General features: G+C 69.4%; 27 protein-coding genes. 12 read left to right on the top strand and 15 right to left on the bottom strand.

The window, feature by feature from the left end:
- Nucleotides 1-340: 340 nt before the first annotated feature.
- The gene (locus ABKA17_RS14280; protein ID WP_353692406.1) at nt 341-628 is read left to right on the top strand and encodes a hypothetical protein; all 288 of its coding nucleotides are present in this window, start codon (nt 341-343) and stop codon (nt 626-628) included.
- An 890-nt stretch (nt 629-1,518) separates the two neighbouring features.
- On the opposite strand, the gene ABKA17_RS14275 is transcribed toward ABKA17_RS14280, so the two are convergent.
- Nucleotides 1,519-1,872, bottom strand: a complete 354-nt coding sequence (locus tag ABKA17_RS14275; RefSeq protein ID WP_353692405.1) for a hypothetical protein — start codon at nt 1,870-1,872, stop codon at nt 1,519-1,521.
- 173 nt (nt 1,873-2,045) lie between these two features.
- Nucleotides 2,046-2,231, bottom strand: a complete 186-nt coding sequence (locus ABKA17_RS14270) for a hypothetical protein (RefSeq protein WP_353692404.1) — start codon at nt 2,229-2,231, stop codon at nt 2,046-2,048.
- A gap of 194 nt (nt 2,232-2,425) precedes the next feature.
- Between ABKA17_RS14270 and ABKA17_RS14265 the strand changes: the two genes are divergently transcribed.
- Nucleotides 2,426-2,941, top strand: a complete 516-nt coding sequence (locus ABKA17_RS14265) for an NUDIX hydrolase (protein ID WP_353692403.1) — start codon at nt 2,426-2,428, stop codon at nt 2,939-2,941.
- Nucleotides 2,942-2,953: 12 nt separating this feature from the next.
- On the opposite strand, the gene ABKA17_RS14260 is transcribed toward ABKA17_RS14265, so the two are convergent.
- Nucleotides 2,954-3,508, bottom strand: a complete 555-nt coding sequence (locus tag ABKA17_RS14260) for a hypothetical protein (RefSeq protein WP_502994263.1) — start codon at nt 3,506-3,508, stop codon at nt 2,954-2,956.
- A gap of 294 nt (nt 3,509-3,802) precedes the next feature.
- Between ABKA17_RS14260 and ABKA17_RS14255 the strand changes: the two genes are divergently transcribed.
- A complete protein-coding gene (locus ABKA17_RS14255) occupies nt 3,803-5,083 on the top strand; it encodes a hypothetical protein (RefSeq protein ID WP_353692401.1) in 1,281 nt (426 codons plus the stop codon).
- A gap of 71 nt (nt 5,084-5,154) precedes the next feature.
- Here the strand turns inward: ABKA17_RS14255 and ABKA17_RS14250 are convergent, their stop codons facing one another.
- The gene (locus tag ABKA17_RS14250; protein WP_353692400.1) at nt 5,155-5,649 is read right to left on the bottom strand and encodes a GtrA domain-containing protein; all 495 of its coding nucleotides are present in this window, start codon (nt 5,647-5,649) and stop codon (nt 5,155-5,157) included.
- Nucleotides 5,650-5,864: 215 nt separating this feature from the next.
- Nucleotides 5,865-6,347 (bottom strand): MarR family winged helix-turn-helix transcriptional regulator, encoded by a 483-nt coding sequence (locus ABKA17_RS14245; protein WP_353692399.1) that lies wholly within the window; start codon nt 6,345-6,347, stop codon nt 5,865-5,867.
- 85 nt (nt 6,348-6,432) lie between these two features.
- Here ABKA17_RS14245 and ABKA17_RS14240 point away from each other — a divergent pair, with 85 nt between their 5' ends.
- From ABKA17_RS14240 to ABKA17_RS14205, 8 genes are all read left to right on the top strand, one after another.
- On the top strand, nt 6,433-6,825 hold the full coding sequence (locus ABKA17_RS14240; protein ID WP_353692398.1) for an HGxxPAAW family protein: 393 nt from the start codon (nt 6,433-6,435) through the stop codon (nt 6,823-6,825).
- Nucleotides 6,826-6,919: 94 nt separating this feature from the next.
- A complete protein-coding gene (locus ABKA17_RS14235) occupies nt 6,920-7,801 on the top strand; it encodes a DUF2797 domain-containing protein (RefSeq protein WP_353692397.1) in 882 nt (293 codons plus the stop codon).
- Nucleotides 7,802-7,969: 168 nt separating this feature from the next.
- On the top strand, nt 7,970-8,710 hold the full coding sequence (locus ABKA17_RS14230) for a response regulator transcription factor (protein WP_171141772.1): 741 nt from the start codon (nt 7,970-7,972) through the stop codon (nt 8,708-8,710).
- Nucleotides 8,707-10,305 (top strand): sensor histidine kinase, encoded by a 1,599-nt coding sequence (locus ABKA17_RS14225; protein WP_353692396.1) that lies wholly within the window; start codon nt 8,707-8,709, stop codon nt 10,303-10,305. The genes ABKA17_RS14230 and ABKA17_RS14225 overlap by 4 nt, the downstream gene beginning before the upstream one ends.
- A 14-nt stretch (nt 10,306-10,319) precedes the next feature.
- Nucleotides 10,320-11,771: a bifunctional glycosyltransferase family 2/GtrA family protein gene (locus ABKA17_RS14220; protein ID WP_353692395.1), complete on the top strand. Its 1,452-nt coding sequence runs from the start codon at nt 10,320-10,322 to the stop codon at nt 11,769-11,771.
- Nucleotides 11,768-13,939, top strand: coding sequence for an ArnT family glycosyltransferase (locus ABKA17_RS14215; RefSeq protein ID WP_353692394.1), 2,172 nt, complete (start codon nt 11,768-11,770; stop codon nt 13,937-13,939). Before ABKA17_RS14220 ends, ABKA17_RS14215 begins: the two co-directional genes overlap by 4 nt.
- Nucleotides 13,940-14,063: 124 nt before the next feature.
- The gene (locus ABKA17_RS14210) at nt 14,064-15,557 is read left to right on the top strand and encodes an MFS transporter (protein ID WP_353692393.1); all 1,494 of its coding nucleotides are present in this window, start codon (nt 14,064-14,066) and stop codon (nt 15,555-15,557) included.
- A 146-nt stretch (nt 15,558-15,703) separates the two neighbouring features.
- Nucleotides 15,704-16,462: a TetR/AcrR family transcriptional regulator gene (locus ABKA17_RS14205; RefSeq protein ID WP_353692392.1), complete on the top strand. Its 759-nt coding sequence runs from the start codon at nt 15,704-15,706 to the stop codon at nt 16,460-16,462.
- A 79-nt stretch (nt 16,463-16,541) separates the two neighbouring features.
- Here the strand turns inward: ABKA17_RS14205 and ABKA17_RS14200 are convergent, their stop codons facing one another.
- The 4 genes from ABKA17_RS14200 to ABKA17_RS14185 form a co-directional block, all read right to left on the bottom strand.
- The gene (locus ABKA17_RS14200; RefSeq protein WP_353692391.1) at nt 16,542-17,015 is read right to left on the bottom strand and encodes a PPOX class F420-dependent oxidoreductase; all 474 of its coding nucleotides are present in this window, start codon (nt 17,013-17,015) and stop codon (nt 16,542-16,544) included.
- Nucleotides 17,016-17,024: 9 nt separating this feature from the next.
- Nucleotides 17,025-17,864: a YceI family protein gene (locus ABKA17_RS14195; RefSeq protein WP_353692390.1), complete on the bottom strand. Its 840-nt coding sequence runs from the start codon at nt 17,862-17,864 to the stop codon at nt 17,025-17,027.
- A 94-nt stretch (nt 17,865-17,958) separates the two neighbouring features.
- Nucleotides 17,959-20,397, bottom strand: a complete 2,439-nt coding sequence (locus ABKA17_RS14190) for an MFS transporter (RefSeq protein WP_502994262.1) — start codon at nt 20,395-20,397, stop codon at nt 17,959-17,961.
- A gap of 94 nt (nt 20,398-20,491) precedes the next feature.
- A complete protein-coding gene (locus ABKA17_RS14185) occupies nt 20,492-20,974 on the bottom strand; it encodes a MarR family winged helix-turn-helix transcriptional regulator (protein ID WP_353692388.1) in 483 nt (160 codons plus the stop codon).
- Nucleotides 20,975-21,169: 195 nt separating this feature from the next.
- Here ABKA17_RS14185 and ABKA17_RS14180 point away from each other — a divergent pair, with 195 nt between their 5' ends.
- Entirely contained in the window at nt 21,170-21,367 is a 198-nt protein-coding gene (locus ABKA17_RS14180; protein ID WP_353692387.1) for a hypothetical protein, read from the top strand.
- A gap of 27 nt (nt 21,368-21,394) precedes the next feature.
- Here the strand turns inward: ABKA17_RS14180 and ABKA17_RS14175 are convergent, their stop codons facing one another.
- The 6 genes from ABKA17_RS14175 to ABKA17_RS14150 all read right to left on the bottom strand — a co-directional run bounded on the left by ABKA17_RS14175 (nt 21,395) and on the right by ABKA17_RS14150 (nt 25,853).
- The gene (locus ABKA17_RS14175; RefSeq protein ID WP_353692386.1) at nt 21,395-22,108 is read right to left on the bottom strand and encodes a hypothetical protein; all 714 of its coding nucleotides are present in this window, start codon (nt 22,106-22,108) and stop codon (nt 21,395-21,397) included.
- A gap of 50 nt (nt 22,109-22,158) precedes the next feature.
- Nucleotides 22,159-23,043, bottom strand: coding sequence for an RNA polymerase sigma factor SigF (locus ABKA17_RS14170; RefSeq protein ID WP_353692385.1), 885 nt, complete (start codon nt 23,041-23,043; stop codon nt 22,159-22,161).
- A 336-nt stretch (nt 23,044-23,379) separates the two neighbouring features.
- A complete protein-coding gene (locus ABKA17_RS14165; RefSeq protein ID WP_353692384.1) occupies nt 23,380-24,264 on the bottom strand; it encodes an RNA polymerase sigma factor SigF in 885 nt (294 codons plus the stop codon).
- A gap of 164 nt (nt 24,265-24,428) precedes the next feature.
- Nucleotides 24,429-24,722 carry a Dabb family protein gene (locus tag ABKA17_RS14160; RefSeq protein ID WP_353692383.1) on the bottom strand — a complete coding sequence of 98 codons (294 nt, stop codon included), beginning with the start codon at nt 24,720-24,722 and terminating at the stop codon, nt 24,429-24,431.
- 8 nt (nt 24,723-24,730) lie between these two features.
- On the bottom strand, nt 24,731-24,910 hold the full coding sequence (locus ABKA17_RS14155; protein WP_353692382.1) for a hypothetical protein: 180 nt from the start codon (nt 24,908-24,910) through the stop codon (nt 24,731-24,733).
- A gap of 388 nt (nt 24,911-25,298) precedes the next feature.
- Nucleotides 25,299-25,853, bottom strand: a complete 555-nt coding sequence (locus ABKA17_RS14150; protein WP_353692381.1) for a hypothetical protein — start codon at nt 25,851-25,853, stop codon at nt 25,299-25,301.

Below are 25,853 nucleotides of genomic sequence, written 5' to 3'. Positions count from 1 at the left end.
ATTGCCGCACCACCAGGTCAACGACGCTTTGTGTTACCGAGAAGGCCGGATCGCGGCGGCGGTTCCCCGCGGTCTACCTCGCTACCGGGGCCGTTGCCCCGTGGCTGGGGCGGTCGGCTCCGCGACTTTAGCCAGCCACTTTGGCGCGAGCCTCGAAGATCATGGCCCCAACGTCGTGCTTTAACGGGCAGGTCCACAGACTGCCCGACTCGCCATGAGCTTACGGGGCCATGATCACTCGCGCCAAAGCAGCTCCCGGCCAAAGTCGCTCCGCCGACCTCGGAGTGGCACTCGACCGTATAACAGGGCACTCTGCTCGATCTGGGAATATATTGACCTTATGAGCGAAGTTCTGCACTCCAGAGCTGAATTTCACCATGGAGCTGGCCTCAAAGTTGAGGTCTCCACCAATGGGCCCCAGGGCGGCGATGCGGGGCACGGTGGTTGGCTGGAGATCACGCTTACCAACCTCACGATGATGGACATGGGCGATGAGTCCGGATACAGGGACCGCCTCGTCATCAAGGCTGGCGGCGACTTCGAAATGGCCTTGCTTGCAAGCGGTCTTGAGTGGGCGGGGCGCGAGCTACGCAGGCTGACTGACACTTCGGTTGTGGCACCTGAATAGGAGACCGGAGCATCTCGCGGGAAAGGTGGCCCACCATGCAGGCTTGGGAAGTGGGGTTGACAGTCGCTGGTCTTGGAGCGCTCGGAGGTATCGTCAGTGCTCTGTTGTCCGAGGACAGTGGGTTCCCCATGCCTCGCTGGATAACAGTGGACGGTACGCAGATCTGGCGCCCTGGATTTATTTTGCACATCGTAGTGGGAGCCTGTGCGGCATTCATGTCATGGGCTGCATATGGCCCGCTAACAAGTAGTTTTATCTTGGGAGGGCCGGACAGCGAACCAGGCAAAGACGACTACGGCCTAACTGGGGCAGCCCTAGCGGGAGCCATAGGTGTGGGTATCGGTGGGGCGCGCTGGCTTGCAAACTACGTGGATAAGGAGATTCTCCAAAAGGCCGCAGCCAAGGCAGCTGGGAAGCCAGGCAGCCAGCAAGCACAGATTGAAATTCTCAACGCGCAACCCAGTACAGCTCTCCAAATCGCCGCGGACATACAGCCGACAGGTTCGGATGTTCAGGTAGCAGGTGGCCAGGACGGCGCAGGAGGTAGTTCGTGACTCTGCTGCTGGCCGACCCCGTAAAATTGCGACCAGGCGGCGTGCCCGCCACGCAGGTCAGGACCGTCCCAGGTGACCTTGCTGGTGGCGAGTGACGATACAGCAGCGAAGTACAGCAACCACAGCAATCAACCATGTCCGGCAGCGTCGCTGTAACGCCGTAGTGCGACCGGTGTGACCGCTACCAACCGATCCAAATAGAGCTACGGATCAGAAGGTTGCAGGTTCGAATCCTGCCGAGTGCACATAGATCGAAGGCCCCGGAGAGATCCGGGGCCTTCGGTGTTTCCGGGGTCGAAAGTCACTGGGTCTGAGCCTGATCGGCCGGCCTCGCTCCTAGAGCGGTGGTTCCCTGCGGAACCGCTGCCAGGTGGCGCAGGCCACCAGTGCGCTGCCGTCCTCGGTGAGGAAGAGCAGGGAGGTCCATATCCGGTCGGCGGAATCGATCAGCCCTACGCGTACCGGTCGGCCATGTGAGCGGAGGAGCTGCACTGCGCGTTCCAGCCCGTGAGGTTCGAATCCGAGCCTTCGCAGGCGCTCGAGTCGGCGGTTGAAGACGCCGGCATGCCGGTCTGCGGGAGTTGCCCCGTCCGGCACGCTGTAGGTGGCGCCGCTGCGGAGCATGGCCAGAGCTTTCACGCAGGCCTCGTCGTCACCGGTCAACAGCGATTCCAGCACGTGCCGTTCCATGGTCACCCCCGCCTGGATCCTGCGTTACCGCAGCCAGGTACCACAACCCCGGCGGTCGCCCCCCCCTGTAGCGCCGGTCCGAGGCCTGGTGCGCACAGATCGAAGGCCCCGGAGAGATCCGGGGCCTTCGGTGTCTTCGGGGTGCTGGGTCGGGCGGTGCGGAGGGGGCCGGTTCAAGCTGCGGCTCCTGCCAGGCGGTGGAAGGCCTCTGTGGTGTGGGGATGGGCCAGCTCGTCCAGGAGATGGCGCCACTCGGGGTCGGCGGTGGCCGGGTGGGCCTGGTCCCAGGCGGTGAGCAGCGGGGCGAGTTCGCTCTCGTGCGCGGCGGTGTTCGACTGGGGGGACGGCTGCGACTTCATGGGATCTTCCTTCCGGGGAGGGGGCCTGTGCCTCGCGGATCCTCTGCTCTCCACGATGCCCCCGTCGCCCTGTCGCCGCCATGGAGTGACCCACCGGACAGGGGGTGCGGCTAGCCGTACCCCAGAGGGACGCCAGCCCCCCTCGAGTCGGGCTCGAGTTCGGACTGTCGTACCCCTCTGCGATCGTGCCCGTCATGGGTGAACTGGTCGAGCGGGTGGACGAGTGGGACCGGGTGCTCGGGGTGGTGGAGCGTGGGGAGGCGATCGAGCGGGGGTGGCTGCATCGGGTGGCGACGGTGGTGTGCCGTGATGCCCGGGGGCGCGTGCTCGTGCATCGGCGGGCGCGGGGGATGTCCCGGTTCCCGGGGCAGTACAACTGGCTCCTCGGCGGGGCCGCGGCGGTCGGGGAGTCGTACGAGGAGGCGGCGGGCCGGGAGCTGGCGGAGGAGCTGGGGGTCCGGGTGCCGGTCCGGTTCGTGTTCAAGTTCCTGTGCCATGGGGTCATCAGCCCGTACTGGCTCGGCGTGCACGAAGCCGTGATCGACGCGGCGGCTGACGTGGTGGGTGAGGCGGCCATCGTGCCCGATCCGGAGGAGATCGACTGGTACGGGTGGCTCACGGAAGGGGAGTTCGAGGATGCCCTTCGGCGGTGGGAGTTCGTGCCCGACGGGGTGGAGGCGTATCGGCGGTACCGCGCGCTGAAGCGCTGAGGGCCCCCGGTGTCAGAGCAGGTCCCGCCAGAACGGGGCCGTGGCTCTCGGGTTCCAGGTCTCGTCCACCTCGCCCATGGCCTCGTCGAACTCCCGGTGGATGTAGTCGTACAGGTCGAGGCCGTAGTGGATGATGTCGGTCCCCCACATCGACAGCACCGGGTGCCCGAAGGTGCGGCGGCCCGCGGGCAGGTAGCGGTGGCCGTACACAGGCACCATGCGTGGCGCGGCGGTCAGTCGGAGCCGGGCGATCTCCAGCGCCGTTGCCGTGTCAGGCGGGCGGGGGCCCCAGTCCTCGTACCAGAAGCGTCCGTGCTCGACCGAACCGAGAACTCCCTCGACCGGCCGGGCGAGTTGTGCGCGCAGTTCGTCCGGGTCGCCGTCGCGCCACTCGGGCCACGGCCTGGACCAGGTCTGGCCCTCCTCCTGCGGGATGTTGACCGGTAGGCCCGCGGCGAGGAAGGCGCGGTGGTCGTCGGCGAACTCGAAACCGTGCTCGCGCTCGATACGGGTGAACTCGGCGTCCGTCAGGCCGGGTTCGAAGCGGTAGATGCCGGTCGCCGCCAGGCGGCGGGCGGCCTTCGCGCCCAGTTGCGCACCTTCGCCGCCGCTGTCGTCCCTGCCGTCTCTCTCGCTGAGGCCGCTGAGGCCGCTGAGGTCGCTGCCGTCGCTGCTGTCGGTCACCGCTGGAGGTTATGCGCGTCTTCTCCCGAGGGCGACCGGATTTCGGGGCGGACGCAGAGGTGTGAGTGGCAAGTGGCCGTCCCCGCCCGCCCATTGGGCGCGAACGGGCGCGGTCGGGTGCGAACAACTGTGCTTGTGTTATCTGTTCGACTCAGCCTAGTTTCTCGCGTCATGACCATGACGCGCAGAGCGATCATCAAGGGCATCGCGGCCGCGCCGTTCGTCGGCGCCGCCGGCAGCGTGCTCGCCCCCACCGCAGCCCACGCCGCGACCATCAACGCCGGCCAGTACTCCCTGACCAGCCGCTCCTACAACAGCCACGGCGAATTCGCCGCTCTGGCAGCCGGGTTGGCGGCCAGTCTCACCAAGGTGGACGCGACCACCGTCATAGCCGACACCAACCGCAGCGCCGACGCGCTCAGCGGCGCACCCAGCACGGCCGAGGCCTTCCAGGCCGGTTTCGCCTGGGACCCCGACGACCAGGAGGTGCCGTACTGGATACCCCAGGGCGTCACCACCAGCGCCGACGCCTACGGCAACGGGCTCTACCCGGAGGGCGGCAGCAACAAGGTCATCCTGGTCTCCTGGTACTTCGAGACCGACCCCGACAACGACGGTGACAACGACTACGCCCTCGACAAGGGCATGCGACTCACCTTCGTCGACTACAACACCCCCTCCGCGCCCACCTATCGACACATCCTGCTGGTCGAGCCGGTGCGGACGGCCACGGGCGCGTACTCCTTCAACCCCGTCCGCAAGCACGCCGGCGGGATCATGTGGTACGGCAACCTGCTGTACGTCGTCGACACGTACAAGGGCCTGAGGATCTTCGACCTCAACACCCTCTTCACCGTCGCCACCGCCGAGAAGGACGTGTGCGGACTGCACACCGACGGCCAGTACTACGGCTACGGCTACAAGTACGTCCTGCCGCAGAGCCACGCCTACGACAACGCCGGCACCTGGCTGCGCTACTCGGCGATCGGGCTCGACCGCGCCAGCACCCCCGACAGCCTGGTGATAGGCGAGTACTCGCTCTCCGGTGTCGTCGACTACGACGAGCCGGGCGACCCCTTCAACGGGACGACCGAGCCCACCAACACCGTGCCCAAGGTGGTCCGCTGGCCGCTCGACTACACCGACCGGCACCCCGGCTCGCTCACCGCGACCGAGGCCGTCACCGTCGCCCAGCAGAAGATCCAGGGTGTCGTCTCCCGCCAGAGCAAGCACTACCTCTCGGTGAGCGACGGCCCGTCCGGCGCGGGCACGCTGCGCACCTTCAACTCCGGGGCGAACAGCGCGAGCGTCGTCGCCGACCTCGCCATCGGCTCCGAGGACCTCAGCTTCCACAGCAGTGGGGCCTCTGGCTGGTCGTACAACGAGTCCGTGATCTGGAACGCCAGCGAGTACGTCAACAAGCGGTACGTGTACGCGATACGGGCCGACGGTTCCTGAACGCCTGGCTGAACGCATGAACAGGGGCCCCGGGGTGTGCGTTCCCGGGGCCCCTTCTCGGCGGAACGAGTTCAGCGGGCGAGCAGCAGGTCCCCGTGCCGGACAGGGGCGCCCGGGACGGGACGGATCGTCGCCGGCGTCTCCTTGCGGCCGCCGGCGAAGACGAACAGCCGCAGCACCAGGAACCGGCCGATGCCGGCCAGGCCCGAGGCGCCGAGGTAGACGGCCTGCTCCCAGAACAGGCTCGGCGAGGACTGCACCGTGTGCAGGACGAACATCGCGGCGCAGGTCACGACGTACGCGGCGGTCGCCGAACCGGCCGACTGGAGGTGCCGGCGCAGCCCCGCGCGGCCGCCGGTGCCGAAGGTGAACAGGGCGTGCAGCTCGGTGCAGAGGATCGTCGAGGCGACCGTGATCACCGCGTTCGCCGCCGCCCAGGGCATCAGCAGGGCCAGCAGCGGGACCGCCGCGCTGGACAGGACCCCGACCCCGCCGCCGCACACCACGAACCGGACGAAGGAGGCGAGCGGGCCCACCGGCTTGTCCTGCGTGCGCTGCGTCTCCATGACGGTTCCTTCCGGCGGGGCTCGGCTGACTGACGAGGTACAGCTGAACCCGGCCCGGCTTCAGCGGGGTTTCACCCCGGCTTCAGCTCGGATCAGTCCGGAATCAGTCCCGGATCAGCGTGGTTCCACGATCTCGTCGCGCACCCCTTCGGAACGAGGGTGTGTCCTACCGAACCGAGGGTGGAGCCAGCCCTACCCCCGCCCTCCGACCCGCCCTACTCCCCGTCCCTGACCCGCAGTTCCTCGATGTACTCCAGCGCCAGGCCCGCGGTCCGCGTGAACCAGTCGTTCAGTACGGCGATCTCGGCCGCGGAGTAGTCGGCGAACAGGTCGTTCAGGCGGGCGTAGTAGGGGCCGTAGAGCGCCTCCACGCGCTCTACGGCGGCCGGGACCGCGGCGACGCGCACTCGGCGGCGGTCCTTGGGGTCGGGTACGCGCGTGATGAAGCCGCCGCGTTCCAGACGGTTGAGGATGCCGGTCATCGCGCCCGTCGTGACATGGGCGTGCTCGGCGAGGTCGCCCGCGGTGAGCAGGTCCTCGCCGGCCTTCAGCACGCAGCCGAAGCAGAGGAGATCGGTGACGCTCAGGCCCAGCCGCTGGGCCATCTCCTGCTGCCCGAGCAGATGCGTCGCGATGACGGAGTCCATCGACGACAGCGCCTGGGCCGGGGTGCTGGCGGGGCGGGGCTTGGCTGGCATCTTCGAAATTACCTTAGATCGTGAGAGGTTTCGGTGCTAAATTTCTTAGGAAGTAAGAGATCGGGTCGGGTCGGGAGGCGGGTACGTGAGCGCACATCAGTATGACGAGGGGCACACGGTCGCGGGGTGGACCGGATTCGCCGTGGCCACCCTGGGTTCCGTGGTGCTGGGGTTCGGGGTGGTCATGGTGTCCGTCGCGGTCCTGGCGGGCGGCCTCGCCGTGGTCGCGGCGAGTGTCCTGGTCACCTGGGTCCTGCACCTGACCGGCTGGGGCAAGCCGCCGGGGCGCCGGCCGCGTGAGCAGTGGGGGATGCGGGCACGCGACCTGTCCGCGCGCGAGGGGCACCCGGGGTGCGTGGGGTGTCGCCTGGCGGGTCGAGGACGAGGTCGGGAGCGGGGCCAGGGGCGGGTACGAGAGTCGGATACGGCCGCCGTTACGGCGGTGTCGCCCGCCCCGGCCGTCGAAACCGCGCGCTGACCGCTCGTTCTCGCGGGCCGCACTCGGGGGCTGCACTCGTGGGCCACGGAGGCTCGGCGCCGATTGTCAGTGCCGCCCCCTACGCTCGTCGGTGATGGCACAGGCATGGAAGTGCTCGGGGCCGCGCTGGGCGGCGGACGGTCCCGCGCTGGCATGGGCAGGCGGTCGGCGCTCCGCGCTGACCTGGGGGAAACGCGTGGCCTTCGGGGTCGCGGACGGGGGTGTGCGGACATGTGTGGGAGCACGGGGAAACGCGTGTCCGGTACGGGCGGTCGTGCCGGGACGCAGCACGGGGGCGCGGTGCGAGGATTGTGCGCGGCTGGACCGGGCGCACTCCGTGGCCGCCGACACCATCGCGGACGATCCACGCCCGTACCACGTGTATCTGGCCTGGTTCGGACCCGGCATGACGAAGGTCGGGATCACCGCCGAAGAACGGGGCTCGGCGCGGCTGCTGGAACAGGGCGCCGTCTGCTTCACCTGGCTCGGTGCCGGCCCGCTCATGGCCGCCCGCCGGACCGAGGAGCTGCTGCGAGCCGCCCTCGGGGTGCCTGACCGCATTCCGTACGCCGACAAGCGGGCGGTGCGGTCCGGGCTGCCCGGCACGGAGGCCGAGCGGGCCGCCGAGGTCGTCGAGCTGCACGCGCGGGCCGTGGCGCTCGGGGGGTGGCCGGAGTCGTTGCGGGCCGAGCCGTGCCGACCTGTGGACCACACCGGGGCGTTCGGGCTCGCGGGGCTTCCGGCCGCCGTCGGTCAGGTGGCGGAGCTCGTCGCCGGCGGGGCGGTGGGCGGGCGGCTGGTCGCGGCCGCCGGGCCCGATCTGCATCTGGAGACCGGGGGCGGGGTGGTCGTGCTGGACACGCGGCTGATGACGGGGTGGGAACTCATCCCCGTGGACCCGGTGGACACCGGGGAACTTTCGGTGCCGGTGCGGGAGTTCAGGAGGGAGACGGCTGTGCAGGACGGGTTGTTCTGACCGCCGGGTCCGGCGTGGGTACGGGCGCGGGGCCGAGTACGGGGCCGAGCAGGCAAGGGAGCGGGCAAGGAGCCTCCAGGGCATTCCCTGAGAGGTCCCTGTGAGTTTCTCAGGAAAATCACAGGCTCCCGAAAGCGTGCTCTCAGAGGATCCAGACAGTGTGGCCACATGACCACGACCTCGCCCCAGGGGCGCACCGAACTGCTGAGGCCGGACGGGAGCCCCGTCCGAGTGCTTGTGGTGGACGACGAGCTGTCGATCACCGAACTGCTGTCCATGGCCCTGCGCTACGAGGGATGGCAGATCCGGAGTGCGGGAGATGGCACGGGTGCCATCCAGACCGCTCGGGAGTTCCGGCCCGACGCCGTCGTCCTCGACATGATGCTGCCCGACATGGACGGGCTGACCGTTCTGGGGCGCATGCGCCGTGAGCTGCCGGACGTTCCCGTCCTGTTCCTCACCGCGAAGGACGCCGTCGAGGACCGTATCGCCGGGCTCACCGCCGGGGGCGACGACTACGTCACCAAGCCGTTCAGCCTCGAAGAGGTCGTGGCCCGGCTGCGTGGACTGATCCGCCGTTCCGGTGCCGCCGACCGGCGCTCCGACTCCGTGCTGGTCGTCGGCGACCTCACCCTCGACGAGGACAGCCACGAGGTGTCGCGGGCCGGGGAGTCCATCCACCTCACCGCCACCGAGTTCGAGCTGCTGCGCTTCCTGATGCGCAATCCTCGGCGCGTGCTCAGCAAGGCCCAGATCCTGGACCGGGTCTGGTCGTACGACTTCGGAGGGCAGGCCAACGTGGTCGAGCTCTACATCTCGTACCTCCGCCGCAAGATCGACGCCGGTCGCGAGCCGATGATCCACACCCGGCGTGGCGCCGGTTACCTGATCAAGCCCGCGGCGTCATGAGCGGACGACGACGGCCGCGTACGCAGAAGAAGCGACTGGGTAAGCCGCGCACCCTGCGGGCGCGGCTCGTCGTCGCGTCGGTGGTGCTGATCGCGGTGGTGTGCGCGGTGATCGGCACGGTGACGACTTTGGCGTTGCGGTCGCATCTGTACGAGCAGTTGGGCACCAAGGTCGGCGAGTCCGCGGCGCGGGCTTCCGGGTTGGGCGCTCCGCCTGGTCAGCAGACGAAGGGAACTGGCGGGCCCGGGGGAGACACCCCGGCCAGCCTGACCGACCTGGTCAGCAAGGGGCCGCAGCCGCGCAGTATCGCTGCCATGGTCCAGAAGGGCGTCATCACTGATGCCAAGGTGGGGGATGACGACGGCTACAGCCGGACCGCGGTGGCCCTGAGCGACGAGGCGATCGAGGCGCTCAACGAAGTCTCCCAGGACCAGAAGCTGCACACTGTCGACATCCCCGGCCTCGGTGAGTACCTCGTCAAGTACGCCACTGGCGACAAAGGCGACTACTACGTCGGCCTCCCCACCACGGAAGTCAACAACACCCTCAACACCCTCATAGCCGTAGAAGCCAGCGTCACCGCCGCAGGCCTCGTCGCCGCCGGGATCGCCGGCACCGTCATCGTCGGTGTCGCCACCCGCCCCCTCCGCCGCGTCGCCGCGACAGCGACCCGTGTCTCCGAACTCCAGCTCCACACCGGCGAGGTGAACCTCAGCGAGCGCGTCCCGGAGTCGGAGTGTGATCCGAACACCGAGGTCGGCAAGGTGGGCGCGGCTCTCAACCGGATGCTGGACCACGTCCACGGCGCCCTGCACGCCCGCCAGCAGAGCGAGATGCGCGTACGGCAGTTCGTGGCCGACGCCAGTCATGAGCTGAGGACCCCCCTCGCCTCCATCCGCGGTTACGCCGAACTCACCAGACGCGGCAGAGAGCAGATCGGCCCCGACACCCGGCACGCGCTCGGACGGATCGAGTCCGAGGCGGGCCGTATGACGTTGCTGGTGGAGGATCTGCTTCTGCTCGCTCGGCTGGACGCGGGCCGCCCGCTCCAGTTCGAGCAGACCGACCTCATCCCCCTCGTCGTGGACACCGTCAGCGACACCCGCGCGGCCGGTATGGAGCACAACTGGCGGCTCGACCTGCCCGATGAACCCGCCCTGGTCTCCGGCGACGCCGCACGCCTCCAGCAGGTGCTCATCAACCTGCTCGGCAACGCCCGCAAGCACACGGAGCCCGGCACCACCATCACCGCCCGCATCCAGCGCCGGGGACCGTGGATGTGCGTGGACGTCGAGGACAACGGTCAGGGCATCCCGCCCGATCTGCTGCCGCATGTCTTCGAGCGGTTCGCGAGAGGCGACTCCTCGCGGTCCAGGGCCTCCGGGTCCACCGGTCTCGGCCTCGCCATCGTGCAGGCCGTGGCGACCGCGCACGGCGGCGCGGTGACCGTGGACAGCGTTCCGGGCCGTACGGTCTTCACCGTGCACCTGCCCGCGCTCACCCCGGCGATCCCCCGCCCGGCGCCCGAGACAAACTGGCAATCGCACTCACAGGTACAGCACAGTGCCAGCACATGGGTGCAACAGGGCACCTGACCAGAGTCGTTGTCATGCGAACCGACTCTTCTCCCGGCACTCTGCCGGCGCGGGAGCACCTCCCGGCCACAGACGCCGGTACGCCTGTCCTGGACGTAGTGATCCCCGTCTACAACGAGGAGAAGGACCTCCAGCCGTGTGTGCTGAGACTGCACGAGCACCTCAAGCGCACCTTCCCGTACGCGTTCCGCATCACGATCGCGGACAACGCGTCGACGGACTCCACCCCTCAGGTGGCGGCACGGCTGGAGGCGGAGCTCGCCGAGGTCGGCAACTTCCGCCTGGAGCAGAAGGGTCGCGGTCGCGCCCTGCGCACCGTGTGGTCCGCCTCGGACGCCCCGATCCTCGCCTACATGGACGTGGACCTGTCCACCGACCTCAACGCCCTGCTCCCGCTGGTGGCCCCGCTGATCTCGGGCCACTCCGACCTGGCGATCGGATCGAGGCTCGCCCGCTCCTCCCGGGTGGTGCGCGGCCCCAAGCGGGAGTTCATCAGCCGCTCGTACAACCTGATCCTGCGCGGCTCGCTCCAGGCCCGCTTCTCCGACGCGCAGTGCGGGTTCAAGGCCATCCGGCGTGACGTGGCCCAGCAGTTGCTGCCGATGGTCGAGGACACCGGCTGGTTCTTCGACACCGAGATGCTGGTCATCGCCGAGCGTGCGGGACTGCGTATCCACGAAGTGCCCGTCGACTGGGTCGACGACCCCGACTCCACCGTCCACATCGTCAGGACGGCGACCGAGGACCTCAAGGGAGTGTGGCGGGTGGGCAAGGCCCTGGCCTCCGGCTCCCTGCCGCTGGACCGGATCACCCGGCCGTTCGGCGACGACCCGCGCGACCGTGAGATCCAGGACGTACCGAAGGGACTGGCCCGCCAGCTCGTCGGGTTCTGTGTGGTCGGCGGACTCTCGACCCTTTTCTACCTCCTCCTCTACAGCGTCTTCCGGCAGTTCGGCGGCTCGCAGGTCGCCAACGCGCTCGCGCTGCTGGTCTCGGCCGTCGCCAACACGGCGGCCAACCGCCGGCTGACCTTCGGGGTGCGCGGCGGTGGTGGTGCCGTCAAGCACCAGGCGCAGGGCCTGGTCGTCTTCGGTATCGGCCTCGCGCTGACCAGCGGTTCGCTCGCCGCGCTGAACGCGGCCAGCAGCGACCCCGCGCACTCCACCGAACTGGCGGTGCTGATCGCCGCCAACCTCGCGGCGACCGTGCTGCGCTTCCTGCTCTTCCGCGCCTGGGTCTTCCCCGAGCGCCGCGAGTCGACGGTGGTGGCGAGCCACACTCCCGTCCCGCCGACCCCCACGATGCAGCCGTTCCACCCGCCGCTGCCGGTACGCACCGGCGGCGACCACTTCTCGTACGACGACCAGTTCCGCGCCGGTGCAGCCGCGGACCGCAACTGGCGGGACGCCACCATGCGGCTTCAGCCGGTGCGCCCCGCCGACAACGACCCGGGGGCCTCCCGATGACCATCACCAATACGGCCGTACAGGAGCCCACGGCTCCCGCGGCCCCGCCCGCCCCCGAGGCCGGCGAGCCCAAGCAGCCCTTCGTGAAAAGACTGTGGCGCGGCCGCCCCGAGGACCCCCGCTGGGCACGCCCCGCGTTCTGGGGCCTGCTCCTGGCCACCGCGGCACTCTACTTCTACAACCTCAGCTCCTCCGGCTACGCCAACTCCTTCTACTCCGCGGCCGTCCAGGCCGGCAGCCAGTCCTGGAAGGCGTTCTTCTTCGGCTCGCTGGACGCGGGCAACGCCATCACCGTCGACAAGCCCCCGGCCTCGCTGTGGCCGATGGCCCTGTCGGTGCGGATCTTCGGGCTCAGCTCCTGGGCGATCCTGATGCCCGAGGTCCTCATGGGCATCGGCTCGGTCGCCGTCGTGTACGCCTCCGTGCGCCGCCGCTTCAGCCCCGCGGCCGGCCTGATCGCGGGCGCCGTGCTCGCGCTCACCCCCGTCGCGGCGCTGATGTTCCGGTTCAACAACCCGGACGCGATGCTCGCCCTGCTGATGGCCGTGGCCTGCTACTTCGTGGTCCGCGCCCTGGAGGACGGCCGCACCAAGTGGCTCCTGTGGGCGGGCGTGGCGATCGGCTTCGCCTTCCTCGCGAAGACCCTCCAGGCCTTCCTGATCCTCCCGCCGCTCGCGATCGTCTACGCGGTCTGCGCCCCGGTGTCGGTGAAGAAGCGCTTCGGCCAGCTGGCCGCGGCGACCGCCGCCCTGGTCGTCTCCGGCGGCTGGTGGGTCGCGATCGTCGAACTGTGGCCCGCCTCCTCCCGCCCCTACATCGGCGGCTCCCAGAACAACTCCTTCCTTGAACTGACCTTCGGCTACAACGGACTCGGCCGCCTCAACGGCGAGGAGACCGGCAGTGTCGGCGGCGGTGGCGGCAACGGCGGCACCGGCCAGTGGGGCGAGACCGGCTGGGACCGGATGTTCAACTCCGAGATCGGCGGCCAGATCTCCTGGCTGCTCCCGGCGGCCCTGATCCTGCTGGTCGCGGGCCTGTGGGCGACGCGGAAGGCCCGCAGGACGTCCGTCACCCGCGGTTCGTTCCTCGTCTGGGGCGGCTCGCTGCTCATCACCATGGTCGTCTTCAGCTACATGGCGGGCATCTTCCACCAGTACTACACGGTCGCCCTCGCGCCCTACATGGCCGCGGTGATCGGCATGGGCTCGACCCTGCTGTGGGAGAAGCGGTCCGAGATCTGGGCGTCCCTCACCCTCGCGGCCGCGGTCGTGGCCAGCGCCGCCTGGGGTTACGTCCTGCTCAACCGCACCTCCGACTACCTGCCCTGGCTGAAGTGGCTGGTCCTGGTCGGCGGCCTCGCCTCCGCGTTCGGCCTGATCTTCGCCGGCCGCATCAACCGGCAACTCGCCCTCGCGGCGGCGTCCGTGGGCCTGGTGGCCTCCCTCGCCGGCCCGACCGCGTACACCATCAGCACCCTCCAGGAGGGCCACACCGGTTCCATCGTCACGGCCGGTCCCGCCGGGGCCAGCATGATGGGCGGCGGTGGCGGCGGCCGGGGCGGCGGTCCCGGTGGCGGTGGCGGCGGTATGGGCGGCGGCATGCCGGGCCAGAACCAGCAGAACGGCAACGGCAACACGCAGGGCCAGGTCGGCAACGGCTTCCCCGGTGGCGGCATGCCCGGCCAGAACGGCAACAGCAACTCCCAGGGCGGCCAGAGCCAGCAGCAGGGCCAGACCGGCGGCATGCCCGGCACCACCACCGGCGAAGGCGGCCGCATGGGAGGCGGCGGTGTCGGCGGCCTCCTCAACGGCGCCACCGTCTCCGACGAGGCGAAGAAGCTCTTGGAGACGAACTCCGGTGACTACACCTGGGTCGCGGCGGCCATCGGCGCCCAGAACGCGGCGAGCTACCAGCTCTCCACCGGCGACCCGGTCATGGCGATCGGCGGCTTCAACGGCACCGACCCGTCGCCGACGCTCGCGCAGTTCAAGCAGTACGTCGAGGACGGCAAGATCCACTACTTCATCTCCTCCGGCTCCGGCGGCGGCATGGGCGGCAGCAGCAGCGGCACGTCCTCGCAGATCACCAGCTGGGTCGAGGCCAACTTCAAGAAGGTGACGGTGGGTTCGTCCACCTTCTACGACCTCACGCAGAAGGCGAGCAGCTGACCGGTAGCAGTGGACCGGTAGGAGTGGATCGGTAGGAGTGGAGAGGGCGGTGGCCGACCGGGCCGCCGCCCCCTCTTCTTATTTCTGTTGTACGCCGTATAGGAACTGTTCTACGGTGTAGAACATGTCCGCTCCCGGCACCGCACCCACACCCGTCACCGTCCCCCAGGGCCACCCCCAGCGCTGGCTCATCCTCGGCGTCATCTGCCTCGCCCAGCTCACCGTCGTCCTCGACAACACCGTCCTGAACGTGGCGATCCCCTCCCTCACCGAGGAACTGGGAGCGGCCACCTCGGACATCCAGTGGATGATCAACGCGTACTCCCTGGTGCAGTCGGGGCTGCTGCTCACCGCGGGCAGCGCCGCCGACCGCTACGGCCGCAAGAAGATGCTGATCGCGGGCCTGGCCCTGTTCGGCGCGGGCTCGCTCACGGCCGGACTGGCCGACAGCACCGGGCAGTTGATCGCCGCGCGGGCCGGGATGGGCATCGGCGGCGCACTGCTGCTGACCACCACCCTCGCCGTGGTGATGCAGATCTTCGCGCCCGAGGAGCACGCCAAGGCGATCGGCATCTGGGCGGCGGTCAACGCGCTCGGCTTCGCCTGCGGCCCGCTGCTCGGCGGCTTCATGCTGGACCACTTCTGGTGGGGCGCGATCTTCCTGGTCAACCTCCCGGTCGCGGCGATCGGTCTGGTCGCCGCCATCACCCTGGTCCCGGAGTCGAAGAACCCGCGCGGCGACCGCCCCGACCTCCTCGGTGCCCTGCTCTCGACCGTCGGCATGGCCTCCCTGGTCTTCGCGATCATCTCCGGCCCCGAGCACGGCTGGACCTCGGGCCGCGTACTGACCTCCGCGGTCGTCGCGGTCACGGTGCTGGCCGGGTTCGCGTACTGGGAGAGCCGGATCGAATACCCCATGCTCGACCTGCACTTCTTCGCCAACCGCCGCTTCACGGGCGCCATCGCGGGCGCGGTACTGATCACCTTCGGCATGGGCGGCTCGCTCTTCCTCCTCACCCAGCACATGCAGTTCGTGCTCGGCTACGGCCCGCTGGAGGCCGGTCTGCGCACGGCACCGCTCGCGCTGACGATCGTGGCGCTCAACTTCTCCGGGATGGCGGCGAAGTGGGCGACCAAGCTGGGGAATCCGGCCGCGATCGGGCTCGGCATGGTGCTGATGTCGGGCGGCCTGGTCTCCATCGCCACGGTCACCTCCGGCGGTTACGCCGGGACACTGCTCGGGCTGCTGCTCATCGGGGCCGGTGCCGCGATCGCCAACCCGGCGATGGCCCACGCGATCATGAGCTCCATTCCGCCGGAGAAGGCGGGAATCGGGGCCGGGATCAACGGGACGGTGGCGGAGTTCGGGCAGGGGTTGGGCGTGGCCGTGCTGGGCGCTGTGTTGAACTCCCGGTTCGCCGCGCTGGTTTCCGTAGGGGCGTCCTCGCTGCCGGCGGCGTTGGCGGCGGCCGGGTCGGCGGGGGAGCGGGCGCGGATCACCGAGGCGTACTCCTCCGGGTTGGAGACGAGTCTGTTGGTGGGCGCGGTGGCCGTGTTGCTGGGTGGGTTGGTCGCGGGGGCGTTGCTGCGGCGGGCTGAGCGGGAAGAGGTCGCCTAGGAGTGTGGGGGCTCCGCCGTATTGCGGCTGCGGGTCCGTCGTGGCTGATCGCGCCCACGCGGCGGAGCCGCACATCAGACACAGCCCCGCCCCCCTTTCGGGGCGCTTAAGCTGACCGGCAATGAGCAAGTCCAGGAAGGTGCGCCATGGTGAAGGCAGGCCAGAGGGCGGCGCGGACCAGCGTGTGGCTGGAGGGCGGCAAGTCGCGGCGGGGTGGCGGCCACCCCTCCGGCCTCGACCGCGACCGCATCACCGCGACCACCGTCCGTCTCCTGGACGCCGAGGGGCTCGCCAAGTTCTCCATGCGCCGCCTGGCCGCCGAGCTGAACGTCACCGCGATGTCCGTGTACTGGTACGTCGACACCAAGGACGAACTGCTCGAACTCGCCCTCGACTCGGTCTGCGGCGAACTGACCCTGCCCGAACCGGAGTCCGACGAGGACTGGCGCGACCAGCTGCGCACGCTGGCCCGCGGCTACCGGACCCTCCTGGTCCGCCATCCGTGGGTCTCCCCGCTGAGCGGCACCTTCCTCAACATCGGCCCGAACTACCTGGAGTTCGCCCAGGTCATCCACCGCGTCATCCGCCGCACCGGCCTGCCCGCCCACGGCCTGGCCGCCGCCATCTCCGCCGTCTTCCAGTTCGTGTACGGATTCGGCACGATCGAGGGCCACTTCATCGCCCGTTCCACCGACGTCGGCATGACCCCGGACGAGTATTTCCGGCACGCCATGAGCACGGTGACCGAGGCCCCGCAGGCCGCCGAGATCGTCAAGCAGTCCGAGGACATCATGGCGGCCCGCGGCGGCGACACGGTCGAGGAGATGTGGGAACGGGACTTCGACTTCGCCCTGGACCTCTTGGTGGCCGGGATCGAAGCGATGGTGAAAAGAGAGGATGACTGAACCCACTCAGGGGCGCGGGGAACTGCGCGAGAAACCACGAACGACCGGTACTCGCACACTCACCGAACCCCCCGAGCTCTCACGCGTCCGGCGAAGCCAACCGCGCTGGGAAACCGCCGGTGGCCACCGGCCCCCACTTCACCGGCGTGACGCGGATGATCGACTTGCCCTGCTTCACCATCGCCTCGCGGTACTCGTCCCAGTCCGGGTGCTCCCCGGAGATGTTCCGGAAGTACTCCACCAGCGGCTCGACCGAGTCCGGCGAGTCGATGACCTCCGCCGTCCCGTCGATCTGGACCCACGCCCCGTTCCAGTCGTCGCTCAGGACGACCACGCTCACCCGCTCGTCCCGCTTGGCGTTGCGGGTCTTGGCGCGCTCGGGATAGGTGGACATGACGATCCGCCCCGAGTCGTCGACCCCGCAGGTCAACGGCGACGCCTGCGGGCTGCCGTCGGCCCGCCGGGTCAGCAGCAGGGCGCGGTGGCGTGGACGTACGAAGTCCAGCAACTCGTCGAGGGAGACAGCGGTGTTCGTCGCGATGTTCGGTGCCATGGCGCCAGCCTAGGCCTGCGGCAGCGATTCCCCCCGCACCACCTGAATGTCCAGCTCCACTTTCAGCGTCGTACCGATCGCGGCGATCCCCGCCTGCACGACCTGGTTGTAGTTCATGGCGAAGTCCTCGCGCCGCAGCTGGGCCGTGGCCCGGAAGGCCGCCCGGGTCCCGCCCCACGGGTCGGCGCCGGTGCCGAGGTGAGCGAGGTCGAGGTCGACCGGACGTACGACACCGTGCAGGGACAGTTCCCCGTGCACGGTCCAGCGGTCCGGACCCGCGGCCGTCAGCCCGGTCGACCGGTACGTGATCTCGGGGAACCGCTCCACGTCCAGGAAGTCCGCCGACTTCAGATGCCCGTCCCGCATCGCGTTCCCCGTGTCGATGGAGTCGGCCCGGATCACCGCCTCCACCCGGGACTTGCCGATGTCGTCCGGCGCGACCTCGACGGCCGCGGCGAACTCCGTGAACCGCCCCCGCACGCTGGAGATCCCCAGATGCCGGGCGACCGCACCCACCGTGGAGTGCGCCGGGTCCACGGTCCACGGCCCGGGCGGCGGCAGCTCGGTCCCGCCCTGCCGGGCCAGCGTCACCGTGCCGACCTCGGCGCGGCCTCCCCCAGAGGGGGTACCCCCAGCGGTGACGATCGCACTGGAGGCGGCCGGCGCGTACCCGACGGCGGTGACGATGACGGTGTACGCCCCGGGAGCCAGCGGCGTCACATCCCTGACGGCCCCCTCCTCGTCCGCCTCGACGCGCAGCACCTGCGTACCCGTCATGTCGGTCACCGTGACGACCGCGTGCGACACGGCCCATCCGTCCCGCGTACGGATCTTCGCGGTCAGTCCCATTTCACGTACTCCTTCAAGAATGCGACCGGCCCGCGGCGGGGCGCGCGCCTCCGCTCAGAGCGCGCGCACACCCGCCACGGGCCGGGGTTTTCGGTTACTCGCCGGGGTGCGCGAGTTCGATGTCATGGCCGTCGGTTCCACGACCGCCCACCGTGAGGGCCGTCGCCACCGGCGGGTAGCCCGTGGCGATGACCGTGTAGTCACCGGCGTCCAGGTCGGTGAAGGCGTACGCCCCGTCCGACCCGGTCGTCGCGGTTCCTACGACATTGCCGGCCGCGTCCACGAGGGTGACCCGCGCATCGGCCAGCGGCCCGTGCGGAGCCCGTACGACGCCCAGGACCTGGGCTCCGGACTCCAGCTCGACCTCGACCCGGGTGACGCCCGTGCCGCCCGCCTCGACGGGCAGCGCGCGCGGCCGGTACCCGGCGGCGTTCACCGCCACGGTCACGGCACCCGGCACCAGCTCGGCGAAGCCGAACTCGCCCTGCTCACCGGTGGTTCCGGTGGCCAGCAGATCGCCGCGGACGTCGGTGACGATCACCATCGCGTCCTTGACGGGCAGCGCGCCGTCCACGGCCCGCACCACACCGCTCAGCCCGCTCGTGCCGCTCAGCAGCACGTCGTAGGCGACCGGCTCACCGTGCACCACGACGGTCGAGGCCTGCGGCTGGAAGCCGTCCGCCGAGGCGATCAGGACGTACGACCCGACACTCGGCGCGTCGACGGCGTACGAGCCGTCCGCCTGCGTCACCGACCGGCCCAGTTGCCGTCCCGCGAGCGAGATCAGCGTGACCGCGGCCTGCGGGACGGGCGCGCTCTCGGCGCCGCGGACGTGTCCACGGACCGGGATGCCGCCGGAGGAGGCGGGGGGAGCCTCCAGCGTGGCCACGGCGGCGAGCTTCTGCGTGCCGTCGGGAGCGGCCTGCGTCTCGGAGGTCACGGCCCAGCTCGGCACCCGCTCCTCGGCAGCGGCGGAAGCCTCGGGAGCCTCGGTGGCCGTCTCCTGCGCGGGCGCGGCCTCCTGGGCCATCGCGCCCTTGGTCCGCAGCGGGACCTCCTTGATGAACAGCGTGATCAGGAAGGCCACCGCCGCCAGGGCCGCCGCGATCAGGAACACGTCCGCGATGCCGTGGCCGTACGCGCTCTCCATGACCGTGCGCAGCGGCGCGGGCAGCGCGTCCATGTCCGGGATCGAGCTGGAGCCGCTCGAACCGGACGCGGCGGAGGCGTACTTGGGGCCGAGGTCGGTCAGACCGTCCTTGACGTAGTCGGTGATCTTGTTGGCCATCACGGCACCGAGCACCGAGACGCCCATCGCACCGCCGAGGGACCGGAAGAAGGTGACCGTGGAGGACGCCGAGCCGAGGTCCTTGGGCTCGACCTGGTTCTGCGTGCACAGCACCAGGTTCTGCATCATCATGCCGATGCCGAGGCCCAGCAGCGCCATGAAGATCGCGGTCTTCCAGTACTCCGTGTCGTAGCGGATGGTGCCCAGCAGACCGAGGCCCGCCGTGATGAGCACGCCACCGCTGACCAGCCAGGCCTTCCAGCGCCCGGTGCGGGTGATGAACTGCCCGGAGACGGTGGAGGAGACGAACAGACCGCCGATCATCGGGATGGTCAGCACGCCGGACATGGTCGGGGACTCGTCGCGGGCCAGCTGGAAGTACTGGGCGAAGAACACCGTGCCGGAGAACATCGCCGTACCGACGAACATCGACGCGATCGACGACAGCGTGATGGTCCGGTTGCGGAACAGCCGCAGCGGGATGAGCGGTTCGGAGGCCTTCGACTCGACGAGCACGAAGATCAGCGCGAGCGCGATCGAGCCGCCGACCATGGCGTACGTCTGCCAGGACAGCCATTCGTACTTGTCACCGGCGAAGGTGACCCAGATCAGCAGCAGCGAGACCGCCGCGGCGACGAAGAACGCGCCGGCCCAGTCGACCTTCACGTCCCGCTTCACGACCGGCAGGTGCAGGGTCTTCTGGAGCACGATCAGCGCGATGATCGCGAAGGGCACACCGACGTAGAAGCACCAGCGCCAGCCCAGCCACGAGGTGTCGGTGATGACTCCGCCGAGCAGCGGGCCGCCGACGGTGGCGACGGCGAAGGTCGCGCCGAGGTAGCCCGAGTAACGGCCGCGCTCGCGCGGGGAGATCATCGCCGCCATCACGATCTGCGCGAGGGCGGACAGTCCACCGACGCCGATGCCCTGGACCACCCGGAAGGTGATCAGCGTGCCGGCGTTCTGCGAGAGACCGGCGGCCGCGGAGCCGAGGACGTAGATGACCAGCGCTATCTGGACGAGCGCCTTCTTGCTGTAGAGGTCGGCGAGCTTGCCCCACAGGGGGGTGGAGGCCGTCATCGACAGCAGGGCGGCGGTGACGACCCAGGTGTAGGCGGACTGGCCGCCGCCGAGGTCGCCGATGATCTCCGGGAGGGCGTTCGAGACGATCGTGGACGACAGGATCGCCACGAACATCCCGAGCAGCAGCCCGGAGAGCGCCTCCATGATCTGCCGGTGCGTCATGGGGGCGTGCGCGGAGTGCTCGGCGCCTCCCCCGTGCTTGGCGTGGGCGGCCCGCACACCGGCTGGTGTGGTCGTTGCCATGGGTTTCCTTCTCTTACGTGTTTGCGGGTGTACGGGTGATCTCTTCGAACACGCGGGGCGCGGCGGCGCGGCAGTCGTCGAAGCTGGCCCGCAGCCGGGCCATCAGCACGGTCAGCTGGGCCACCTCGTCGTCGCTCCAGTCACCGAGCCGCTCGGCGAGCAGCTCGCAGGTCCGCTGCGACAGCTGCTCCAGCTGGGCCAGGCCCGCCGGGGTGAGGTGCAGGATGCGGCCGCGCTTGTCCGCCGGGTCGGGGGAGCGCCGGATCCAGCCGCGCTCGGCGAGGTGCGCCGCGTGCCGGCTGGTCACGGACATGTCCACGGCGAGCAGCTCCGAGAGCTTGCTCATGCGCATGTCCCCATGCCCGGCGAGCAGCGTCAGCACGGCGGCGGAACCGCTCGGGCAGTCGGGCGGCAGGATCCGCCCCATCTCCCGTTTCACGGCGCCGAAGGCACTGAACTGACGCATCAGTTCCTCGTACTGCGCCTGCCCGGCCATCACACCTCCCGTATTCGTTGCTTGGGGCAACCATAGGTACTGTTGGTTGCTACAGGCAAATAAAAACGGGTGGGTACGCCATAAAAACTTGGCAAAGGCAAGTATTGCGAGCGTAAACGCGCAGGTGGGGACAGGCGGTACGGAGCCCGGGCCCCCACTTGGGCCGCAACCGCTCATTCGCTAGTGTCTCGGGGCATGGCTAACACCCAGGGCCCCCAGGGCAACAACGACCCCGCCGGCAGCACCCAGATGTTCCGCGCGTTCGTCGACGAGGCCCCCCAGGGCCGTCAGCCGGCGGCCGCTCCCTCCTCCGGTCCCCGCATCGGCCTGATCGTCGGTGTCGTCGTGGCCGTGGCGATCGTCGCGGCGGTGGCCTGGCTGGCGCTCAAGTAGGCCTCTTCGGGGCCCCTGCTTCCAGGACTACTTCCACTGGACGGCGACGTCCCGCGTCTCGATGTGCATCCCGAGCGGCACCCGCCACGCGTCGACGCACACCGTCCAGGTCTTCCCCTTCCGCGCCCCGGCCCCGATCGGCGCCGGCAGCGCGACCTCCGTGACGACCGTCCCCCAGTCGACCCCGAGCGCCCCGATGATGTGCGTCCCGAAGGTCACCGCACCCGAACGGACCGCGCTGCCACCGGAGTTCCGGAACTCCAGCGTCACGTCCTCGCACCAGCGCTCGTCGCCGGCCGCCCGCTCGGGCTCGCTCCAGGTGAGGGCGGCGGGGGTGGTGGGGGTGGTAGGTGCGGTAGGCGTGGCAGGGCCGGCCGTACGGCTGGGGCTCGGTGGCACCGAGGCCGAATCGGACGGCGTACGACCGGACTTGGCGCCGCCCGAGGCCACGGCTCCCGGCGCCGGGCGTGCCGTACCCGATGAAGTGCCGCGCGGGTCGGCGGAGTTGCCGTCAGTGTCTTCCTCCGCATCCGCCCCGGGCAGCGGCACCACCCGCACACCCCCGGTCGGAGTCACCACCCCTGACGGCGGACCACCCGCGGCCCCGACCGCGACGTAACCGTCACGGCCTCCGCCGCTTCCGCCCCCGCACGCGGCCAGTACCGCGCCCAGACAGACGACGGCCGCCGACGCACCGATCGCGGCGCCTCGACGGCCATACGTCCATGTCGTACGGAGCATCGGGCCATAGTGGCTGACGCACCGTCAAATAAGAACCCTCGGTCCGATTCTCAGTCCGAGATGAGTCCCTCGCGCAGCTGCGCCAGCGTCCGGGTCAGCAGCCGGGAGACGTGCATCTGGGAGATGCCGACCTCCTCGCCGATCTGCGACTGGGTCATGTTGGCGAAGAAGCGGAGCATGATGATGCGCCGCTCGCGGGGCGGGAGCTTGGCGAGCAGGGGCTTGAGGGACTCGCGGTACTCGACGCCCTCCAGCGCGGTGTCCTCGTAACCGAGGCGGTCCGCCAGCGAGCCCTCGCCGCCGTCGTCCTCCGGGGCCGGGGAGTCCAGCGAGGAGGCGGTGTACGCGTTGCCGACCGCGAGGCCGTCGACGACGTCCTCCTCGGACACGCCCAGCACGGCGGCGAGTTCGGGGACCGTCGGGGAGCGGTCGAGCTTCTGGGAGAGCTCGTCGCTGGCCTTGGTGAGGGCCAGGCGCAGCTCCTGGAGGCGGCGCGGGACGCGAACCGACCACGAGGTGTCGCGGAAGAAGCGCTTGATCTCGCCCACGACCGTCGGCATCGCGAACGTCGGGAACTCCACGCCCCGTTCGCAGTCGAAACGGTCGATCGCCTTGATCAGGCCGATGGTGCCGACCTGGACGATGTCCTCCATCGGCTCGTTGCGCGAGCGGAACCGGGCCGCCGCGTAGCGCACGAGGGGGAGGTTGAGCTCGATGAGGGTGTCCCGGACGTACGCACGCTCGGGGCTGTTCTCGTCGAGGGCGGCGAGCCGCAGGAAGAGGGAGCGGGACAGGGTCCGGGTGTCGATGGCGCCCGAGGTCGCCGGGAGGGCCGGGGCCTCTACGGCCTCGACAGCCGTGTTGTCGTCAAGCGCGGGCGCAGCCTCGCTCTTGGTGAGCGTGAGCACCTTCGAGCTGCCCTGGTCTGCGGACATGCCACCCCCTTTGGGTCGCGGGACGGTCGCGGCGAACGCTCCGGGAGGAACGCCAGCCTTCACCTGAATACCGGAGCCGGAGCCCCGGCAAACGCTCTTCCCGCAGAATGTCACATGTCGGCAACACGCTGTAGTGACATGTCGACATGCGAGACGCGAATACGCCCTGGATAAAGGGGGTCTGACGGTTTTTCGGCCGAGAACTGTCGGGAACGGCGCAGGTGAGCGATTAGCTCGCGCCGGTTACGCCTCGATCCTGCTTGCGAACTGCGGCGTTCCGGAACGTGCGACCGTGCGCCCCTTATGCATCCGGCTATGCGCCTGACTTACGCCTGACTATGCGTCGATCCGATTGGCGGACCGCAGCCGCTGGAAGCTACGCGCGAGTAGCCGGGAGACATGCATCTGGGAGACACCGAGTTCCGCGCTGATTTGCGACTGGGTGAGATTGCTGTAGTAGCGAAGAAGGAGGATTCGCTGCTCCCGCTCGGGCAGTTGGACCAGCAGATGCCGTACGAGATCCCGGTGCTCCACGCCGTCCAGGGCCGGGTCCTCGTAGCCGAGCCGGTCCAGCAGTCCGGGCAGTCCGTCGCCCTCCTGGGCGGCCTCCAACGAGGTGGCGTGGTACGAGCGCCCGGCCTCGATGCAGGACAGCACCTCGTCCTCGCCGATGCGCAGCCGCTCGGCGATCTCGGCGGTGGTCGGGGTGCGCCCGAAGGCGGTCGTCAGATCCTCGGTGGCGCTGTTGACCTGGACCCACAGCTCGTGGAGCCGGCGCGGGACATGGACGGTCCGTACGTTGTCCCGGAAGTACCGCTTGATCTCCCCGATGACGGTCGGCATGGCGAACGTCGGGAACTGCACGCCCCGGTCCGGGTCGAACCGGTCGATCGCGTTGATCAGCCCGATGGTGCCGACCTGGATGACGTCCTCCATCGGCTCGTTGCGGGAGCGGAAGCGGGCGGCCGCGTAGCGCACGAGCGGGAGGTTCGCCTCGATCAGCGCCGCGCGCACCCGGTTGTGCTCCGGCGTGCCCGGCTGGACCTCCTTGAGCTGGGCGAAGAGCACCTGGGTGAGGGCCCGGGTGTCGGCGCCGCGGCTGCGCTGGGGGGTGGCGGGCGCCGGGGGCTGGAGGGGCGCGGGGGTCTGGGCGGGCGCCTCTTCCTGAGGCGGCGCAGTACTGGCCGACACGGTCAACGCCACCTCTTCATCGGTCTTCATCGGTCTGCATCGGTCAACTCATCCGTCAAAAGCGGTCATAGCATCACAAGACATGTGCACTGTGTGCAAGCACCGCATAACACCGTGTTGAGGGAAGAGTTGGGGCATAAGACGCAATAACGCCCCCCGCCGTTCCTGGCGAGGGGCGTGCGAAGGGGTGAGGCTCAGTACGCGTAGTCCGCGATCACCCAGGTGGCGAACTCCTTCCAGAGCGCCACTCCCGCCTGGTGCTCCGGGTGCTCCACGTACCGACGCAGCGCGTCCGCGTCCTCGAACCCCGAGTTGATGGCGAAGTCGTAGGCGATGGGGCGGTCGCTGAGGTTCCAGCCCAGCTCCCAGAACCGGATCTCCTCGATCTTCCCGTCGAGCGCGCGGAAGGCCTCGACGCCCTTCACGACCCTCGGGTCGTCGCGCTGGACGCCCTCGTTGAGCTTGAAGAGGACGAGGTGGCGGATCATGTGCGCTCCTAGTTCTGCGCCCCGTCGGCGAGCCACGTGAAGAAGTCACCGATGGCCTTGGCGGCGTCCGATATGCCCTCGAACCCTATCTGGACGTAGTCCGCCGCCTTGGCCGGGTCCGTGATGATCACGTACAGCACGAAGACCACGACCACGTACACAGCGGCCTTCTTAGAATTCACCGCCACCGCGGCCTCCCCCGTGACTGTCGTGCCTGTTGGGACTCCTGTGCCGGCGGCGAGTGTAACTTCCTGTCCTATTTAAGGACCAACGACCCGCGGGCCCAGGCCCGTTGCCGACCCCGTGAGCGCACTTGAGGATCCACGGGAGGATCCACGCACGAAGGGCCCCGTCTGACGACGGGGCCCTTCTCAAGCGGTAGCGGAGGGATTTGAACCCTCGGTGACTTGCGCCACACTCGCTTTCGAGGTCTGTTCGTGCTGGTCAGAGCATGATCCAGGGCTGTTCAGCCTCGTTCATTCCGGTACTCGCGCCCGACGCGTGCACCGGTATGAACGGCCCCGCACGGGGGTGAATGAGACGGAAACTGAGACGGCCGCGCAGGCCGGGATGCGCTCAGCTGGTTGCCGCCCCGTCTCGCAATGCCGCCTTGGCGAGGTGCAGGAAGGTGGTGTACTCGTCGAGTCGCGCGGCGTCAGCCTCCTCGTACGCGAGTGCGGCGGCTTCTGGATCGCCAGATGATGCGATAGCCCGGGCCCAGCCAAGGACTGCCATGAACTGCTCGAAGATTCGGCCGTGCAGGTCGACGCAAGCGTCTGCGCCTGCTTCCGGTCCCCAGACGCTCAAGTGAATAGCGCCCCGCGACAGCACCGTGGCAGAGTCCCGTGCACGCGCTGGAAGCTCTCTGGGTATACCCTCCCCGCGGCGACAGTGAGCTGCCATTTCGTCGATGGTTCTGACGGCGATGGCGGCCGCGTCTAGTGCCTCTATCCAGGCAGTCCTGCGGTGCTCGCGGGCCCAATGCGCATGTTCGGCGAGTGCCTGTCGCTCAACTTGAGCAAGGGTCGCTTCCAGGGCCCGCTCCGCTCCGATCTTCGCGCCTCTATACGAGGCCACGGCCCCCAGCAGTGCGCCTATCAACGCTCCAGCCCCTGCCAGCAGTGCTGCCAA

Origin of the sequence: Streptomyces sp. RG80, from assembly GCF_040446465.1 — a bacterium.
GTDB lineage: Bacteria > Actinomycetota > Actinomycetes > Streptomycetales > Streptomycetaceae > Streptomyces.
This window is presented reverse-complemented; position numbering and strand designations above follow the sequence as displayed.

Excerpts from the sequence above, each read along its gene's own strand:
- ABKA17_RS14165 (WP_353692384.1), bottom strand. The coding sequence starts at position 24,264 with ATGAAGACCGATGAAGAGGTGGCGTTGACCGTGTCGGCCAGTACTGCG.
- ABKA17_RS14230 (WP_171141772.1), top strand. The coding sequence starts at position 7,970 with ATGACCACGACCTCGCCCCAGGGGCGCACCGAACTGCTGAGGCCGGAC.
- ABKA17_RS14250 (WP_353692400.1), bottom strand. The coding sequence starts at position 5,649 with ATGGAGACGCAGCGCACGCAGGACAAGCCGGTGGGCCCGCTCGCCTCC.
- ABKA17_RS14280 (WP_353692406.1), top strand. The coding sequence starts at position 341 with ATGAGCGAAGTTCTGCACTCCAGAGCTGAATTTCACCATGGAGCTGGC.
- ABKA17_RS14195 (WP_353692390.1), bottom strand. The coding sequence starts at position 17,864 with ATGGGACTGACCGCGAAGATCCGTACGCGGGACGGATGGGCCGTGTCG.
- ABKA17_RS14215 (WP_353692394.1), top strand. The coding sequence starts at position 11,768 with ATGACCATCACCAATACGGCCGTACAGGAGCCCACGGCTCCCGCGGCC.
- ABKA17_RS14245 (WP_353692399.1), bottom strand. The coding sequence starts at position 6,347 with ATGCCAGCCAAGCCCCGCCCCGCCAGCACCCCGGCCCAGGCGCTGTCG.
- ABKA17_RS14270 (WP_353692404.1), bottom strand. The coding sequence starts at position 2,231 with ATGAAGTCGCAGCCGTCCCCCCAGTCGAACACCGCCGCGCACGAGAGC.
- ABKA17_RS14180 (WP_353692387.1), top strand. The coding sequence starts at position 21,170 with ATGGCTAACACCCAGGGCCCCCAGGGCAACAACGACCCCGCCGGCAGC.
- ABKA17_RS14160 (WP_353692383.1), bottom strand. The coding sequence starts at position 24,722 with ATGATCCGCCACCTCGTCCTCTTCAAGCTCAACGAGGGCGTCCAGCGC.
- ABKA17_RS14225 (WP_353692396.1), top strand. The coding sequence starts at position 8,707 with ATGAGCGGACGACGACGGCCGCGTACGCAGAAGAAGCGACTGGGTAAG.
- ABKA17_RS14200 (WP_353692391.1), bottom strand. The coding sequence starts at position 17,015 with ATGGCACCGAACATCGCGACGAACACCGCTGTCTCCCTCGACGAGTTG.
- ABKA17_RS14205 (WP_353692392.1), top strand. The coding sequence starts at position 15,704 with ATGGTGAAGGCAGGCCAGAGGGCGGCGCGGACCAGCGTGTGGCTGGAG.
- ABKA17_RS14275 (WP_353692405.1), bottom strand. The coding sequence starts at position 1,872 with ATGGAACGGCACGTGCTGGAATCGCTGTTGACCGGTGACGACGAGGCC.
- ABKA17_RS14255 (WP_353692401.1), top strand. The coding sequence starts at position 3,803 with ATGACGCGCAGAGCGATCATCAAGGGCATCGCGGCCGCGCCGTTCGTC.
- ABKA17_RS14210 (WP_353692393.1), top strand. The coding sequence starts at position 14,064 with ATGTCCGCTCCCGGCACCGCACCCACACCCGTCACCGTCCCCCAGGGC.
- ABKA17_RS14170 (WP_353692385.1), bottom strand. The coding sequence starts at position 23,043 with ATGTCCGCAGACCAGGGCAGCTCGAAGGTGCTCACGCTCACCAAGAGC.
- ABKA17_RS14185 (WP_353692388.1), bottom strand. The coding sequence starts at position 20,974 with ATGGCCGGGCAGGCGCAGTACGAGGAACTGATGCGTCAGTTCAGTGCC.
- ABKA17_RS14265 (WP_353692403.1), top strand. The coding sequence starts at position 2,426 with ATGGGTGAACTGGTCGAGCGGGTGGACGAGTGGGACCGGGTGCTCGGG.
- ABKA17_RS14175 (WP_353692386.1), bottom strand. The coding sequence starts at position 22,108 with ATGCTCCGTACGACATGGACGTATGGCCGTCGAGGCGCCGCGATCGGT.
- ABKA17_RS14190 (WP_502994262.1), bottom strand. The coding sequence starts at position 20,397 with ATGACGCACCGGCAGATCATGGAGGCGCTCTCCGGGCTGCTGCTCGGG.
- ABKA17_RS14235 (WP_353692397.1), top strand. The coding sequence starts at position 6,920 with ATGGCACAGGCATGGAAGTGCTCGGGGCCGCGCTGGGCGGCGGACGGT.
- ABKA17_RS14220 (WP_353692395.1), top strand. The coding sequence starts at position 10,320 with ATGCGAACCGACTCTTCTCCCGGCACTCTGCCGGCGCGGGAGCACCTC.